The following is a 15,386-nucleotide window of genomic DNA, read 5'->3' on the forward strand; positions in this document are numbered from 1 at the left end:
CGCAATAGTAGACAATTCGAGCGATTCGAATAGCACAGGGAAGATTCGTCATGTCGAGCCAAAAACGCCTGCTGTGGATATCCGACCTCATGTTGCTGGCGGTCGCAATGGTGTGGGGCACCAGTTACGGAGTCGCGAAAGTCGCGCTCGCGTTCTATCCGGTGTTAGGGCTGCTGGCGCTGCGCTTTGGTCTGACGTTTGTCGTGCTGTTGCCGGCGCTGCGTTCGCTGCGGCATGTCAAGCCGTCCACACTCGCCGGCGCGGTCGGCACGGGCGGGTTGCTGCTAAGCGTCTTGCTGGCCGAGACGTTTGGCATATCGCTGACACGCGCGTCAAACGCGGCATTCCTGATCAGTCTGTGCGTGGTGCTGACGCCGCTGGTCGAATGGGCGCTGCTGCGAAGAAAGCCGACCGGTGTCGAGTGGCTCGCCGTCCTGTTGTCGCTCGCCGGCGCGGTCATGGTGAGCGGCGGCGTGTTCATCCCGACCGCGGGCGACGCGCTGATTCTGCTCGCGGCGCTGCTGCGCGCGCTGATGGTGTGCGTGACGAGACGTGTGATGCACGAATCGACGCTTGCGCCGTTGTCGGTGACGGCGGTTCAGGCAGGCACCGTCGCGCTTGGCAGTTTCGGCGCCGCGATTATTTCGGAGTTCGTATTTGCATCGGCGCAATGGCACGCGCTGCCGGCGCTAGCCGGGCATGGCACGTTCTGGACCAGCGTCGTGTACCTCGTGCTCGCCTGCACGCTGTTCGCATTCTTCGCGCAAAACTTCGCTGTCAAACGCAGCAGCCCAACGCGCGTGGCGCTACTGATGGGCAGCGAACCGGCGTTCGGCGCGCTATTCGCGTACGCATGGCTTGGCGAGCAACTGTCGGTGTGGGGCTGGCTCGGAGGCGGGTTGATGGTGCTGGGATCCTTGCTCGCGGCTGTGCCCTGGCAAAGGAACGCCGGCACTTCGGTCGTATTGCGTAGCGCGGTCTCGAGCGACGCGTGAGCCGCGCCCGTTGTCGGAATGCCCGGCAATCGAAGCGGGCGCGCGTTGCCGGGCGATCGATTGCGCAATGACGAAGTCAGTGCGCCGAAACGCGTGCTCACCCCTTCCAGCGCCAGTCCCGAATCTCCTCGCGATCGATGCCCTCGGTGTGCGCGTAATTGAGGTGCTCGATCTTCTGGTCGCGCAGCCGTTCCTTCGCGTGATCGCCGATTCCGCGCAGGCGCGGCACACGGTCGATCGCATCGATCGCGAGGGTGAAGCGGTCGATGCCGTTGATCATCGCGAGCTCGAGCGGCGTATTGATGTTGCCTTTCTCGGCATAGCCGTGCACGTGAATATTTTCGTGATTCGTGCGCTTGTAGGTGAGCTTGTGCACGAGCGATGCATACGAATGGAAGTTGAAGATCACGGGCTTGTCCGTCGTGAACAGCGAATCGAAATCGCGTGACGACAGGCCATGCGGATGGTCGGTATCGGGCATCAACCGGAACAGGTCGACCACGTTCACGAAGCGGATCTTCAGGTCCGCAAACCAGCCTTTCAGGATCTCGACGGCCGCGAGCGCTTCCATAGTCGCGATGTCGCCTGCGCACGCGATCACGACGTCCGGCTCGCAGCCCTGATCGGTCGATGCCCACGGCCAGATGCCGATGCCCTTCGTGCAGTGTGCGATCGCCGTGTTCATATCGAGGTACTGCAAATGCGGCTGCTTGTCCGCGACGATCACATTCACGTAATCGCGCGAACGCAGGCAGTGATCGGCTACGCTAAGCAGGCAGTTCGCATCGGGCGGCAAATAAATGCGCACGACATCGGGGCTCTTGTTCGTCACGACATCGAGAAAGCCCGGGTCCTGGTGCGTAAAGCCGTTATGGTCCTGGCGCCAGACGAGCGACGTGATCAGCAGGTTCAGCGCCGGCACCGGTTGCCGCCAGCGCAACTCGCGCTTGGCTTTTTCGAGCCACTTCGCGTGCTGGTTGAACATCGAGTCGATCACATGCACGAATGCTTCGTAGGTCGCGAAGAGCCCATGTCGGCCTGTCAGCGTGTAGCCTTCGAGCCAGCCCTCGAGCGTGTGTTCGCTGAGCATTTCCATCACGCGGCCATCGACGGCGAGGTCGCCGCCGTCCGCATCGCTGTCCTTGAGTTCGGCCAACCAGGTCTTCTTCGATACTTCGTAAATCGCGGTGAGCTTGTTGCTCGCGGTTTCGTCGGGGCCGAACACGCGGAAGTTCGTCATGTTCCGGCGCATCACGTCGCGCAGGAATTTACCGAGCACGTCGGTGGTCGGCACATAGTCGCTGGCGGGCTTTTTCACCGGTACCGCGTATTCCTGAAACGGCGGCAGATCGAGTGCCTTGCATAGCGCGCCGCCGTTTGCGTGCGGGTTCGCGCTGATGCGGCGTTCCCCGGCCGGCGCGAGCGCGCGCAAGTCTTCGACGAGGCGTCCCGCTTCGTCGAAGAGGGTTTCGGGCTCATAGCTCCTTAGCCACGCTTCGACCGCGCGCAGGCTTTCGCGATTGGTTGCCGGGTCGGCGATCGGCACCTGGTGCGCGCGCCACGATCCTTCCACCTCGTGGCCGCCGAGTTCGCGCGGGCCGGTCCAGCCCTTCGGCGTGCGCAGGACGATCATCGGCCAGCGCGGCCGGTTGCGGATGCCTTGCGTGCGTGCGGTGTGTTGAATCGTGTGGATTTCGTCGAGGCAGCGGTCGAGCGTTGCGGCCATCTTCTGATGCATTGCCGTCGGATCGTCGCCTTCGACGAAATAGGGCTTGTAACCGTAGCCCGTCATCAGCGCTTCGAGTTCTTCGTGCGGAATGCGCGCGAGGATCGTCGGGTTGGCGATCTTGTAGCCGTTCAGATGCAGCACAGGCAGCACTGCGCCGTCTCGCACCGGATTCAGAAACTTGTTCGAATGCCACGATGTGGCGAGCGGCCCGGTTTCCGCTTCGCCGTCGCCGACCGCGACGGTCACGATAAGGTCCGGGTTATCGAACGCTGCGCCGTACGCATGCGAAATGCTGTAGCCGAGTTCGCCGCCTTCGTGAATCGAGCCCGGCGTTTCGGGCGTGCAATGCGATCCGATGCCGCCCGGAAACGAAAACAGCCGGAAGAACTGCTCCATGCCTTCCTCGGTTTCGCTGCGGTCCGGATAGATTTCCGAATAGCGGCCTTCGAGGTAACTATTCGCGAGCGTCGCCGGTGCGCCATGCCCAGGGCCCGAAATGTAGATCATGTTCAGGTCGCGTTGCCTGATCACACGATTCAGATGCACGAGCAGAAAGCTTTGCCCCGGATCGGACCCCCAGTGGCCGAGCAGGCGCCGCTTGATATGAGCGGCTTCGAGCGGCTTGCGCAACAGCGGATTTGCGCGCAGGTAAATCATGCCGGCGGACAGATAATTGCAGGCCCGCCAGTAGCGGTCCATGTTGCGTAATTCTTCGGACTGCAGCGGGGAGGGGGCGAGAGGTGCGTCGTCGGCCATGGCGTATGCCTCCGTGTGCGGTGCATCGCAACGCGGACACGCGCGGCAATGCGTCGCGGATGACGTCAGGCAGCGCCGCCGCAAGACGTGCGACGCTGGGCGAGTTACTAATCATAGGCTGCGCTTTGCGAATTTTCGACCGCATTGCGCGGCCGTTTCATGATCTGAAGCAGACTGCCGCACATGCACGGCGGTCTGCTTCAGCGCGAAGCAAACGCGGTGAAGCGCGATATGAACGTCGCACGTTATGCGTTCAGATAGATCGTCTTCGTGCGCACATACGCTTCGAGACCGTACTTGCCGTCTTCACCGCCAAGGCCGCTATCGCCATAGCCGTGATGGAAGCCTTGCGGCGCTTCGCCGTTCGTGCGGTTCACATAGATTTCGCCGAAATTCAGTTCGGCCGACGTGCGCATCAGCACGCCGATGTCTTTCGTAAACAGATACGCCGAGAGGCCAAAGTTCGAATCGTTCGCGAATTCGAGCGCTTCGTCGAAGTTCTTTATTTTGAGCACGGAAACGACGGGACCGAACACTTCGGAACGCACGATATCCATCTGATGCGTGACGCCCGTCAGCAGCGTCGGCTCATAGAAGTAGCCATGGTCGTACAGGCCGCCCGTGAGCCGTGCGCCGCCGATATGGACTTTCGCGCCTTGTTGCACGGCTTTCGCGACCATTGCATCGACCTTTTCGACTTCGACCTTGCTGACCTTCGGGCCCATGTCGGTCGTTTCGTCGTCGGGGTCGCCGACTTTCATCGCCTTGATCTTTTTCGTGACGAGTTCGAGGAAGCGGTCGTAGACGGCTTCGTGCACGTAGGTGCGTTCGTTCGCGGTGCACACCTGGCCTGCGTTCAGGAAGCGCGCCTCGACGGCGGCCGTGGCCGCGAGTTCGAGGTCCGCATCGGCGAGCACGATGAACGGCGCCTTGCCGCCCAGTTCCAGCCGGACTTCTTTCAGCGTAGGCGCGGCGGCGGCCATGATCTGCTTGCCGGCGCGCGTGCTGCCCGTCATCGTGATCAGCTTGATGGCCGGGTGCGTGACGAGCCGTTCGCCGGTGCGGATGCCGCCGCTCACGATATTCACGACGCCCGGCGGAATGCCCGCTTCGGCAATCAGCTTGCCGATTTCAAGCGACGTCACGGGCGTCAATTCGTGCGGCTTCAGCACGATCGTATTGCCGGCTGCAATAGCGGGCGCGACCTTGCGCGCGAGCAGGGCGGCCGGGAAATTCCATGCGGTAATGCCGCCGATCACGCCGTGCGGCAGCTTTTCGATCAGAATTTTTTCGCCGGGACGGCTGCCGGGTACGATATCGCCTTCGATGCGGCGCGCGTTTTCCGCGGCGAAACGGTTCAACTGAATGGCAAAATCGATTTCACCGCGCGCTTCGCGGATCGGTTTGCCGACTTCTTTCGTGAGCAGACGCGCGAGTCGCTCGCGATCGCGCTGCATCAGTTCGTTGAGGCGCAGCAGGCAATCGGCGCGCTCGAGCGCCGTGCGGCGGCTCCATGCGGGAAACGCGGCCTGTGCGGCCTCGACTGCGCGATCGACGTCGGCATCGGTTGCATCGATGACGGTGGCGATCGTCTCGCCGGTAGCGGGACTGCGAATCGTCAGGCGCTCGGCGTCCTTCGATTGCATCCAGTCGCCGTTGATGAAAAGCGAATACTGTTGGGTCGTACTCATGCGTGGTCACCTATGGCTGAGGGGTTGCCGCTCTGATCGCGAAGCGGGCTGCGTCGCGCGCGGCGTCGATCCGATGCGTGCGCATCGAATGCTCACGATAGACAGGCACAGGTTGCATTCGTTGCCTTAAATTCACGCAACCATCGCATGAATCGCAACGAGCGGCGTTATCCGGTGCAGGCCGCACGCTGTCGCGCGGCTTTCGATCGCGTGCCCGATACACAGAACGCATTTCAAAGTGGTACTCTCGGCCCCGAACCCGCGTTCCGGGCAACACTTCGGATGCCGGGGGCGGCTGCGATTGATCGGGAACAGCCGTTGCCTGTGGTAAATAGTGCAAATCTATAATCGAAAGGAAAATCGAATGTTGAGCAAGCCCACGCTTTCCATCGCCGAAACGACGCGCATTCTGGACGCAGCCCGGGCCGAGGCAGAGAAGAACAAATGGGCCGTCACGATTGCGGTTGCCGACGACGGAGGCCATCTCCTCGGGCTCCTGCGCCTCGACGGCTGCGCGCCGATCGGTGCCTATATCGCGACTGAAAAGGCCCGCACCGCGGCACTCGGGCGCCGCGAATCGAAACAGTACGAGGACATGATCAACGGCGGCCGCACCGCGTTTCTTTCCGCGCCGCTGGCCGGCGCGCTCGAAGGCGGCGTGCCGATCGTGGTCGACGGCCAGGTGGTCGGCGCCGTCGGCGTGTCCGGCGTGAAGGCACCCGAAGACGCGCAGGTCGCCCGCGCCGGCGCACAAAGCGTGGCCGGCTGACGGATCACGCGCCCAGCCCGCGCGCCCGTCGGCCAGCAGTAGCCAGCGGTACCAGGCGGTACCAGGCTGAAGTAAGCGGTATCAAGCGGTATCCCACTCGCCCCAACGAAACAGCAGACAGGAAGTAGCGATAATGACTCAGCCAAAGATGATTCAGCGCGGCGGCCTGCAAGTGGCCGCCAATCTCGACCAGTTCATCGAAAAGGAAGCGCTGCCGGGCACCGGCGTCGAAAGCGCCGCGTTCTGGTCCGGCTTCGACAAGCTCGTGCACGACCTCGCGCCGAAGAACCGCGCGCTGCTCGCCGAGCGCGAGCGCCTGCAGCGCGAGCTCGACACGTGGCATCGCGCGCATCCGGGACCGGTGCGCGACGCGAAGGCGTACCGCGCGTTCCTCGAAGACATCGGTTACATCGTGCCGTCGCCCGCGCGCGTGCGGGCCACGACCGACCATGTCGACACCGAAATCGCCGAACAGGCAGGCCCGCAGCTCGTCGTGCCGCTGTCCAATGCGCGCTATGCGCTGAACGCCGCGAATGCGCGCTGGGGCAGCCTCTATGACGCGCTCTACGGCACCGATGCGATTCCCGATAGCGACGGCGCCGAGCGCAAGGCCGGTTTCAATCCGGTGCGCGGTGCGCGCGTGATCGCCTATGCGCGCGCGTTCCTCGATCAGGCGGCGCCGCTTGCAAACGGTTCGCACGCCGACGCAACGCGTTACGCGGTCGAAGGCGGCAAGCTCGTCGTGACGTTGAAGAGCGGCAGCAGCGCGCTGCGCGATCCGGCGCAGTTCGCGGGCTTCCAGGGCGATGCGGCGGCGCCGTCCGCCGTGCTGCTCAAGCACCATGGCCTGCACTTCGAGATTCAGATCGATGCGGCCGATTCGATCGGCAAGACCGATGCCGCGCATGTCAAGGATGTGCTGGTCGAAGCGGCGGTGACGACCATCATCGATTGCGAAGACTCGGTGGCGGCCGTCGATGCCGACGACAAGGTCGAGCTCTATCGCAACTGGCTCGGCCTCATGAACGGCACGCTGACCGAAGAGGTGACGAAGGGCGGCAAGACGTTCACGCGGCGCCTGAACGCCGACCGCGAATATCAGCGCGCCGACGGCTCGAAGCTCACGCTGCATGGCCGTTCGCTGCTGTTCATCCGCAACGTCGGCCACCTGATGACGAACCCGTCCGTGCTCGATCGCGACGGCAACGAGATTCCGGAAGGCATTCTCGACGGCATGATCACCACGTTGTGCGCGCTGCACGATCGCAAGCACAAGCTCAATTCGCGCACGGGTTCGATCTATATCGTGAAGCCGAAGATGCACGGCCCCGCTGAAGTCGCGTTCGCGAACGAGCTGTTCGGCCGCGTCGAAGACGTGCTCGGCCTTGCGCGCAACACGATGAAGATGGGCATCATGGACGAGGAGCGCCGCACGAGCGTGAACCTGCTGGCGTGTATCGCGGAGGCGTCGGCGCGTGTTGCGTTCATCAACACGGGCTTCCTCGACCGCACCGGCGACGAGATGCATACGTCGATGGAAGCGGGCCCGATGCTGCGCAAGGGCGATATGAAGTCGACGGCGTGGATTGCCGCGTACGAGCGCAGCAACGTGCTCGTCGGTCTCGCGGCGGGCCTGCGCGGGCGCGCGCAGATCGGCAAGGGCATGTGGGCGATGCCGGACCTGATGGCCGCGATGCTCGAACAGAAGGTCGTGCATCCGAAGGCCGGCGCGAATACGGCCTGGGTGCCGTCGCCGACCGCGGCGACGCTGCACGCGCTGCATTATCACCAGGTCGACGTGCAGGCGGTTCAGCAGCAGCTCGAACGCACCGACTATGCGAGCGTGCGCGACGAACTGCTCGGCGGGCTGCTGACCGTGCCCGTGGTCGAAAAGGCGCAGTGGAGCGCCGACGAGATCCGTCAGGAGATCGAAAACAACGCGCAGGGCATTCTCGGCTATGTGGTGCGCTGGATCGACCAGGGTGTCGGCTGCTCGAAGGTGCCCGACATCCACAACGTGGGCCTGATGGAAGACCGCGCAACGCTGCGTATCTCGAGTCAGCATATCGCGAACTGGCTGCATCACGGCGTTGTCACGCGCGAGCAGGTCGAAGACACGTTCCGCCGTATGGCGAAGATGGTCGACCAGCAGAACGCCGGCGATTCGCACTATCAGCCGATGGCGCCGAACTACGATGCGTCGCTCGCGTTCAAGGCCGCGTGCGCGCTCGTGTTCGAGGGGCGCGAGCAGCCGAGCGGTTACACGGAACCGCTGCTGCACAAGTTCCGTCTCGAGCTGAAGGCGAAGGGCTGATCCGCCGGGATCCGCTCACCGGCGCGGCCTCGCGCCGGTGAGCGGCGTCAGCGTTCCTGATACCCATACGTTCAGGCTGACACGATTTCGACGTCGTATCGCTCGAGCCAATCGGCAAGCGCAAGCGTGTGATCGACGTCCACTCTCTCCCAGTTGATGCTGGATTCCCCGACCGGTTTATCGATCAGACTGCGCATTGCGTCGCGGTCGAATAGCTGTTGCACGCGCAGCGACGGATTGGCGAGCAGGGCGGCCATTCGTTGTTGCAGCATCCGTTCGTAGGCGGGATCCTGCGTCGCCGGATACGCGCTTTTTTTGCGGTTCAGAATCGCGTCGGGCAGCACGTCCTTGCTCGCGGCGCGCAACAGGCTCTTTTCTCGGCCGTCGAAGCTCTTCATTTCCCAGGGCACGTTGAACATGTACTGCACGAGTTCGTGATCGCAGTACGGCACGCGCACTTCGAGGCCGACCGCCATGCTGAGACGATCCTTGCGGTCGAGCAGGTTCGGCAGCCAGCAGGTCAGCCCGAGAAACGCAAGTTCGCGCCTGCGTCTCGCGAGCGCGCCTTCGCCGGGCAGCGCCGGCGTCGCGCGGCAAACCTGATCATGCGTATCGGCCCAGTATTCGGGTACGTGCAACGCGTCGCGAAGCTCGCGCGTCAGCACGCGCGCCGGGTCCGCGAGGCCGGACTTCCACGGCAGCGTCGTTGGATCGAGAAATTGCGGCAGGTGATGCCAGCGATAGCCGCCGAACACTTCGTCGGCCGCTTCGCCCGATAGCGCGACCGTCGAATCGCGGCGCACCGCGCTGAACAGCAGATACAGCGACGGACACATATCGCTGCCGATTTTCCAGTTCGCATCGTATGCATCGACGACCGCGCGTCTCACTTCCGGGCGGGCGATCTGCGCGGTGCCGAGCTCGATCTCCGTATGTTGCGTGCGCAACTGTTCGACGAACGCGCGCACGAACGGCGCATCGCGCGAATCGCGCGAGTGGTCCGCGCCGAAAGGCACGCCGCGATCGGCGAAGTCGACCGAGTACGTGCGCACCGCGTGCCCGTCGCGCTGCCGCACGAGCCGGTCCGCGAGCGCCGTGACGGCCGATGAATCGAGACCACCCGACAGCAGGCTGCACAACGGCACATCGGAGACGGTTTGCTGTTCGACGATGCGCTCGAGATGCGCACGCACGGTTTCGATCGTGCGCTCGAGCGAATCGGTGTGCTCGCGCGCTTCGAGTTTCCAGTAGCAGTGCTCGGTCAATTCGTCGCGCGACACGCGCACGATGTGGCCGGGTTTCACTTCATGCATGCCGTCGTAGATCGCGTCGCCGGGCAGGCGGGTAACGCTGAGCGCGCGACGCAAACCGTCGAGCCCGACGCGCGGGCGCATCTGCGGATGCGCAAGAATCGCTTTCGGCTCGGAGCCGAACAGCACGCCGCGGCCAAACGGCCGGTAAAACAGCGGCTTCACGCCGAGCCGGTCGCGCACGAGCAGCAGCCGCGCTTCGCGCACGTCCCAGATCGCAAATGCGAACATGCCGACGAAGCGCTCGGCACACGCTTCGCCCCATTCGAGATACGCGCGCAACACGACCTCGGTGTCGCTTTTCGTTCGAAACGTGTGTCCGCGTTTTTGCAGCATCTCGCGCAATGCGACGAAGTTGTAGACCTCGCCGCTATACGTGAGGCAGGCGATGGTTTTGCCGTCTTCGATCGCGCACATCGGTTGCGCGCCGCCTTCGAGATCGATAACCGACAGCCTGCGATGACCGAGCGCCGCATGCGTGCCGATCCAGATGCCTTGCGCGTCGGGGCCGCGTAAGGCCAGCGTGTCCGTCATCGTTTGAATGACGCGGCGCTCGCCATTCAGGTCGCGGTCGTAATCGACCCATCCCGCGATACCGCACATATGTTCTCCTCGCTGTCACATGCACGGATAACAGTTCGGCAGTATGCGAATTCCCCGACAGCAATGCGACGAAACACACGACACCGCGAATGCGTCGCGCCCATTGGTTAACAGAACCTTAAGCAAAAAATGCTGTTGCGCAAATGCTTCGATATTCGAAGACATCGGCGCAATTCAGCGAGATGAAAGCGATTAATCACAGAACCGACTTGCTCGCGCTTCAAATTCGCCATCGATTACCAAGTGTTACTTCACCACCTTAAAGGACGAAAATATGAAGACGGTCAGGAAATCGATGCGCGTGCGGTACATGGTTGGCGCCATCGCGGTCTCGCTTGCAGCGATGCATGCGGCCGGCGCGGCGGCCGGTGCTGCGTCGATGGGCAATAACCAGGATCACGATGGACACAACGAAGGCAACGGCCATCATGGCGCGGTCAAGCATGTGCTGCTGATCAGCTTCGACGGCCTGCACGAACAGGACGTCGCGCGCTGTGTCGCGGCGAATGCCTGCCCGAACCTCGCGCTGCTGGCGAAGGCCGGCACCACGTACACGAATGCGCACACGCCTGGCCTGTCGGATTCGTTCCCGGGCCTCGCCGCGCTCGTGACCGGCGGGTCGCCGAAAACGGCTGGGCTTTTCTATGACGTGTCGTATGACCGCACCCTGTATGCGCCGTCGGATACGCAGTGCACGGGCAAGCAGGGCTGGAACGTGGTGTTCGACGAGACCACGGGCATCGACGCCGAAAACGGCGGCGCGCTGATTCACCTCGACGGCGGCGGCGCATTCAACCCGCAGGCTATTCCGCATGCGCGAATCAACGGCGCCTGCGTGCCCGTGTTTCCGCACAACTACGTGAAGACGAATACGCTTTTCGAAGTGGTCAAACAGAACCTGCGCGGCGCGCGCACCGCATGGTCAGACAAGCATGCGTTCGGTTACGACTGGCTCAACGGCCCGTCGGGCACCGGTGTCGACGATCTGGCGCGCACCGAGATCAACTCGATCGATCCGGCCACGAAGACCGACTATACGGACGTCTTCACGCACACCGAGACGTTCGACAATTTCCACGTGCAGGAGATGGTCAACGAGATCGACGGCAAAGACTCGACCGGCGAGACCAATGCCGCCGTGCCGACCGTGTTCGGCGCCGACTTTCAGACGTTGAGCGTCGCGCAGAAGGCGCCGGTCGCGGCGGGCGGCGGTTATCTCGATGCCGATTTCACGCCGGGTCCGCAAGTGAGCGCGGCGATCACCTACATCGACGATTCGCTGGGCCGCCTCGTGACCGAACTCAAGCAGCGCAACCTGTATTCGTCGACGGCGATCATCGTGGCGTCGAAGCACGGCCAGTCGCCGACCGATCACACGAAGCTCGTGAAAAACGGCGATACGCTGACGAAGCTGCTCGAAGCGAATAACTTCCTCGACCCGAACGGCAACTTCGGCCAGGCCGCGACCCAAAGCGGCAACCTCAACGACGGCACGGGTCTCGTCGATACCGGCTTCGTGCAGACCGACGACGTCGGCCTGATCTGGCTGCGCGATCAGAGCCAGCGCACCGCGGTCGTGAAGACGCTCAAGGACAATCTGAGCTGCAACGCGCCCGGCATCTGCGCGGACGGCCCGCAAGCTTATATCCTGTCGGGCCCGCAACTGGCCGAGCGGTTCGGCGACCCGGCGCTTGGCCGCACGCCGGACATCATCGTGCAGCCGAACCCCGGCGTGATTTACACGTCGAGCACGTCGAAGGACGAAGAGCATGGCGGCAATGCACCGGACGACAGCCACCTCGGTCTCGTCGTCTATGTGCCCGGTGCGAACGATGCGCATGGCGCGCGCAATGCAGGCCGTACGATCGACGAGCCGGTACTGACCACCGAAGTGGCGCCGTCGATTCTGCGCATGCTTGGCCTCGAGCCCGGGCTGCTGCATTCGGTCGCGCTCGAGGGCACGCCAGTGCTGCCCCAGTTCGAACAAGGCCGCTTCTAGGCTGACCTGAGGGACAGGCGCCGACGCGAGCACTTCGCGTTGGCGGTACATTGCTTCGCATGACGGAATTTGCTGTCGCGTCACCGATTGCGCGTCTATGTCATGATGGGTTGAAGCGTGAACCAGGCGTGATTCAGGCCTGCTTCACGCTTCAGGCATTTCTCATACAGGGTGGCCATCATGCGCAACGTCGACGAGAACACGATCACCGAAGCCGTACTCGCACGGCACGAACTCGCGGGCAATGCGAGGCTCAAGGAAATTGCGGGCAGCCTTGTTCGACACCTGCATGCGTTCGCACGCGAAGTGAACCTCACGGAAAGCGAATGGGAGGCGGGGATTCGCTTTCTCACGGAAGTCGGTCATATGACCGATGAAAAGCGCCAGGAATTCATCCTGCTCTCCGATACGCTCGGATTATCGATGCTCGTGGTCGCGATGGCGAACCGCAAACCTGCGGGCTGCACGGAGGCAACCGTGTTTGGCCCGTTCTTCGTCGAAGGCGCGCCCGAGTATGAGAACGGCGCGGACGTCGCGAACGGCGCAACCGGGGTGCCGTGTTTCGTGTCGGGCAAAATCGTCGGCCTCGATGGCGAGCCGGTCGCGCATGCGCGCATCGAAGTCTGGCAGGCCGATGCCGATGGGCACTACGACGTCCAGTATCCGAACGACGGCGAGCACCGCGGTCGCGGAACGCTGCATAGCCGCGCGGACGGCAGCTTCGACTTCCGCTCGATTGTCGGCGAGCCGTATCCGATTCCGCACGATGGGCCGGTCGGCCGCATGCTCGACGCGCTGGGCCGTCACCCGTGGCGGCCTGCGCATCTGCATTTCATGATCGCGGCGCCCGGTTATGAGCGGCTCGTCACTCACGTGTTTCGCGAGGGCGACCCGTATCTCGACTCGGACGCGGTGTTCGGCGTGCGCTCGTCGCTGATCGCGCCGTGGGTGCGGCACGACGCGGGGCTGGCGCCGGACGGCACGCACATGACGGCGCCGTTTTACACGCTCGAATTCAACTTCGTGCTGAACCGCGCAACGCCTTAGCGAGGCGCAACGTCGGCGCGCACGAGCCCGGCGCTTTCCATCGCATCCATATGGCGCGCAATGGCGCCGGGCGTGGTGATCCAGACGTCGCCTTGCGCACAGGCCTCGGCAATATGCTTCAGCGCGCGCCGCAGGTGCCGCAGACGATACGGCTGTCCGACCAGGTACGGATGCAGCGCGATGCCCATCACCAGCGCTTGCGGACTCCGGCCCGAGTGCACCTGCTCGCGCATTTCGTCGAACTGATCGATGATCATGTCGGCGAACGCGCAACCGTCCAGATGGCGGCCGATCATCATCGGCAGATCGTTGAGTTCCTGCGGATACGGAATCGACCAGAGCGGGCCGCCGCGCGTGGCCATGCGCACCGGGCGATCGTCGTGACACCAGTTCAGCGTATAGCGATAGCCGGTTTCGGCAAGCAGGTCCGGCGTGGCGAGCGACTCCGAAATCCACGGCGATAGCCAGCCGGCCGGCGGCGTGCCCGCATGCGCGGCGATCCGGTCGCGGCAGTGCGCGAGCAGCGCGCGTTCGTCGGCCTCGGACAGCGCGCCCTGCCGTTGCGAGTTCGTGTGGCCGTGTCCAATCAGTTCGTCGCCGCGCGCGACGCACGCATCGATCACTTCCGGGCAATGCTCGTAAAGCGAGGTATTGATCAGCACGCCGGCCGGCATGTCGAGCTGGTCGAACAGCTCGAGGCACCGCCACACGCCGACGCGATTGCCGTATTCGCGCCAGCTGTAGTTGAGCACGTCGGGTTCCGGCGATATCGGCCCGAGCGCGGCGCCCAGACCGCTACCGAATGCGAAGTGCTCGATATTGAAGCCGAGATAGACGGCGAGCCGCTTGTCGCCGGGCCAGCTGTAGGCGTCCGCGTCGGTGATCGCGCGATACGGAAAGCGGCCATGTGTTGCAAGCGGACCGATCGCCGCCGCACCCGCGGCGCGGCCCTCGAAGATTTCTTTCATGTTTTTGACGATGTTGACAAAGACCGTGCGGCGCGTGGAATCGCCCGCGCGATGACCGGTTGTCTTGAGCCTGTGCCCAAAAAAACGTTGTCGACAATACGTCGATTTGTCGTATCCAGCAAGCCGCCAAAACTGTGTACCAAAACAGGGTGAGAATTCGCCGATCTGGCGCATGGGCGCGCCAACAACGGGCGCGCCCATGCACTGCGATGCGGCCGAGGCACTGGAGCTGCCGTGGCGATATGCACTGCGCAACGATGCTGGGTACGCAGTGCCGGCCATCTTGCATACCAGACGCTGCAATCTGGCATACATGTTGCGATCCATTGCGTCCATTTTCCGGCGCACATCGTCGATATGCAGCCGGTTCCGCTTCTCTTACCGTTCTCTTTCATGACATCAGTCAGCCGTGCGGACGTCGCTTATCTGTCGATGCGGCAAGCCATCGTCGAGCAGGCGCTCGTGCCGGGCACGAAGCTGCCGGAGGATGCGCTTGCCGCGCATTTCGGCGTGAGCCGCACGCTGATTCGCGCGGCGCTCGCGCGGCTCGCGAACGAAGGCCTGATCGACACCGGCAACAAGCGCAGCGCGACCGTGGCGCGGCCGAGCCGGGAAGAAGCGAAGGCGGTGTTCGAAGTGCGCCGCTGCCTCGAGGTCGAGGTCGTGCGTCTGGTGGTGCAGAACTGGCAGCCCGCGTTCGTCGCATTGCTCGACGAACATGTGCGCCGCGAAGAGGCGGCGCGCGGCGCCGGCGCGAAGCTCGAATTGCGCGTGGCGAGCGAGTTTCACATGCTGCTCGCGCAACTGAGCGGCAATCCGCTGATCGAGCGCTATGTGTCGGAGGTCGTGTCGCGTTGCTCGCTGATTCTCGCGGTGCACGGTCATGAGCCGTCGCAGGAGTGCGGCATGCGCGAGCACCGCACGCTGATCGCCGCGCTGCGCAATCGCGACGCGGCGCTCGCGCAGCAATTGATGAGCGACCACCTGCAGGCGCTCGAAGCGCGTTCGCTCGTCGATCGCGCAGAGACGGCTCGGCCCGACATCGTCGACATACTCGGGCGCTATTCGGCCGCCTTCGCGCCTGCGGACCAGCCGGCGGGTGCAAAACGCGCTGCCCGCAAACCGCGCGAACCACGCGAACCACGTGAGCGGCCCGCAAAACAGACGCGCGGCGCGTGAGATCACCGCCGGCCGCGTCGAAGCAG

10 protein-coding genes are annotated in these 15,386 nt (G+C 63.7%); 6 read left to right on the top strand and 4 right to left on the bottom strand.

The window, feature by feature from the left end; all coding sequences use genetic code 11:
• Positions 1 to 50: 50 nt before the first annotated feature.
• Positions 51 to 995 (top strand): DMT family transporter, encoded by a 945-nt coding sequence (locus tag QYH69_RS12110; protein WP_308832098.1) that lies wholly within the window; start codon positions 51 to 53, stop codon positions 993 to 995.
• A gap of 97 nt (positions 996 to 1,092) precedes the next feature.
• Here the strand turns inward: QYH69_RS12110 and QYH69_RS12115 are convergent, their stop codons facing one another.
• Entirely contained in the window at positions 1,093 to 3,480 is a 2,388-nt protein-coding gene (locus QYH69_RS12115; protein ID WP_308832099.1) for a phosphoketolase family protein, read from the bottom strand.
• Positions 3,481 to 3,725: 245 nt separating this feature from the next.
• The gene (gene aldA / locus QYH69_RS12120) at positions 3,726 to 5,171 is read right to left on the bottom strand and encodes an aldehyde dehydrogenase (RefSeq protein ID WP_308832100.1); all 1,446 of its coding nucleotides are present in this window, start codon (positions 5,169 to 5,171) and stop codon (positions 3,726 to 3,728) included.
• Positions 5,172 to 5,535: 364 nt separating this feature from the next.
• On the opposite strand from aldA, the gene QYH69_RS12125 reads away from it, so the two are divergent.
• Both QYH69_RS12125 and QYH69_RS12130 read left to right on the top strand, forming a co-directional pair.
• Positions 5,536 to 5,940 carry a heme-binding protein gene (locus QYH69_RS12125; protein ID WP_308832101.1) on the top strand — a complete coding sequence of 135 codons (405 nt, stop codon included), beginning with the start codon at positions 5,536 to 5,538 and terminating at the stop codon, positions 5,938 to 5,940.
• A gap of 133 nt (positions 5,941 to 6,073) precedes the next feature.
• The gene (locus QYH69_RS12130) at positions 6,074 to 8,254 is read left to right on the top strand and encodes a malate synthase G (RefSeq protein WP_308832102.1); all 2,181 of its coding nucleotides are present in this window, start codon (positions 6,074 to 6,076) and stop codon (positions 8,252 to 8,254) included.
• A gap of 71 nt (positions 8,255 to 8,325) precedes the next feature.
• Here the strand turns inward: QYH69_RS12130 and asnB are convergent, their stop codons facing one another.
• A complete protein-coding gene (gene asnB / locus QYH69_RS12135; protein ID WP_308832103.1) occupies positions 8,326 to 10,167 on the bottom strand; it encodes an asparagine synthase (glutamine-hydrolyzing) in 1,842 nt (613 codons plus the stop codon).
• 274 nt (positions 10,168 to 10,441) lie between these two features.
• On the opposite strand from asnB, the gene QYH69_RS12140 reads away from it, so the two are divergent.
• A complete protein-coding gene (locus QYH69_RS12140) occupies positions 10,442 to 12,166 on the top strand; it encodes an alkaline phosphatase family protein (RefSeq protein WP_308832104.1) in 1,725 nt (574 codons plus the stop codon).
• 180 nt (positions 12,167 to 12,346) lie between these two features.
• Entirely contained in the window at positions 12,347 to 13,213 is an 867-nt protein-coding gene (locus QYH69_RS12145; RefSeq protein WP_308832105.1) for an intradiol ring-cleavage dioxygenase, read from the top strand.
• Here QYH69_RS12145 and QYH69_RS12150 read toward each other — a convergent pair.
• The gene (locus QYH69_RS12150; RefSeq protein ID WP_308832106.1) at positions 13,210 to 14,181 is read right to left on the bottom strand and encodes a polysaccharide deacetylase family protein; all 972 of its coding nucleotides are present in this window, start codon (positions 14,179 to 14,181) and stop codon (positions 13,210 to 13,212) included. The genes QYH69_RS12145 and QYH69_RS12150 overlap by 4 nt on opposite strands.
• 393 nt (positions 14,182 to 14,574) lie before the next feature.
• Here QYH69_RS12150 and QYH69_RS12155 point away from each other — a divergent pair, with 393 nt between their 5' ends.
• Positions 14,575 to 15,360 (top strand): GntR family transcriptional regulator, encoded by a 786-nt coding sequence (locus QYH69_RS12155; RefSeq protein WP_308832107.1) that lies wholly within the window; start codon positions 14,575 to 14,577, stop codon positions 15,358 to 15,360.
• Positions 15,361 to 15,386: the final 26 nt, after the last annotated feature.

Origin of the sequence: Paraburkholderia sp. SARCC-3016, from assembly GCF_031119615.1 — a bacterium.
In the GTDB taxonomy this organism is placed as follows: domain Bacteria; phylum Pseudomonadota; class Gammaproteobacteria; order Burkholderiales; family Burkholderiaceae; genus Paraburkholderia.

Coding starts and splice junctions, on each gene's coding strand:
- QYH69_RS12155 (WP_308832107.1), top strand. CDS start 14,575: ATGACATCAGTCAGCCGTGCGGACGTCGCTTATCTGTCGATGCGGCAA.
- QYH69_RS12115 (WP_308832099.1), bottom strand. CDS start 3,480: ATGGCCGACGACGCACCTCTCGCCCCCTCCCCGCTGCAGTCCGAAGAA.
- aldA (WP_308832100.1), bottom strand. CDS start 5,171: ATGAGTACGACCCAACAGTATTCGCTTTTCATCAACGGCGACTGGATG.
- QYH69_RS12110 (WP_308832098.1), top strand. CDS start 51: ATGTCGAGCCAAAAACGCCTGCTGTGGATATCCGACCTCATGTTGCTG.
- QYH69_RS12150 (WP_308832106.1), bottom strand. CDS start 14,181: ATGAAAGAAATCTTCGAGGGCCGCGCCGCGGGTGCGGCGGCGATCGGT.
- QYH69_RS12145 (WP_308832105.1), top strand. CDS start 12,347: ATGCGCAACGTCGACGAGAACACGATCACCGAAGCCGTACTCGCACGG.
- QYH69_RS12125 (WP_308832101.1), top strand. CDS start 5,536: ATGTTGAGCAAGCCCACGCTTTCCATCGCCGAAACGACGCGCATTCTG.
- QYH69_RS12130 (WP_308832102.1), top strand. CDS start 6,074: ATGACTCAGCCAAAGATGATTCAGCGCGGCGGCCTGCAAGTGGCCGCC.
- asnB (WP_308832103.1), bottom strand. CDS start 10,167: ATGTGCGGTATCGCGGGATGGGTCGATTACGACCGCGACCTGAATGGC.
- QYH69_RS12140 (WP_308832104.1), top strand. CDS start 10,442: ATGAAGACGGTCAGGAAATCGATGCGCGTGCGGTACATGGTTGGCGCC.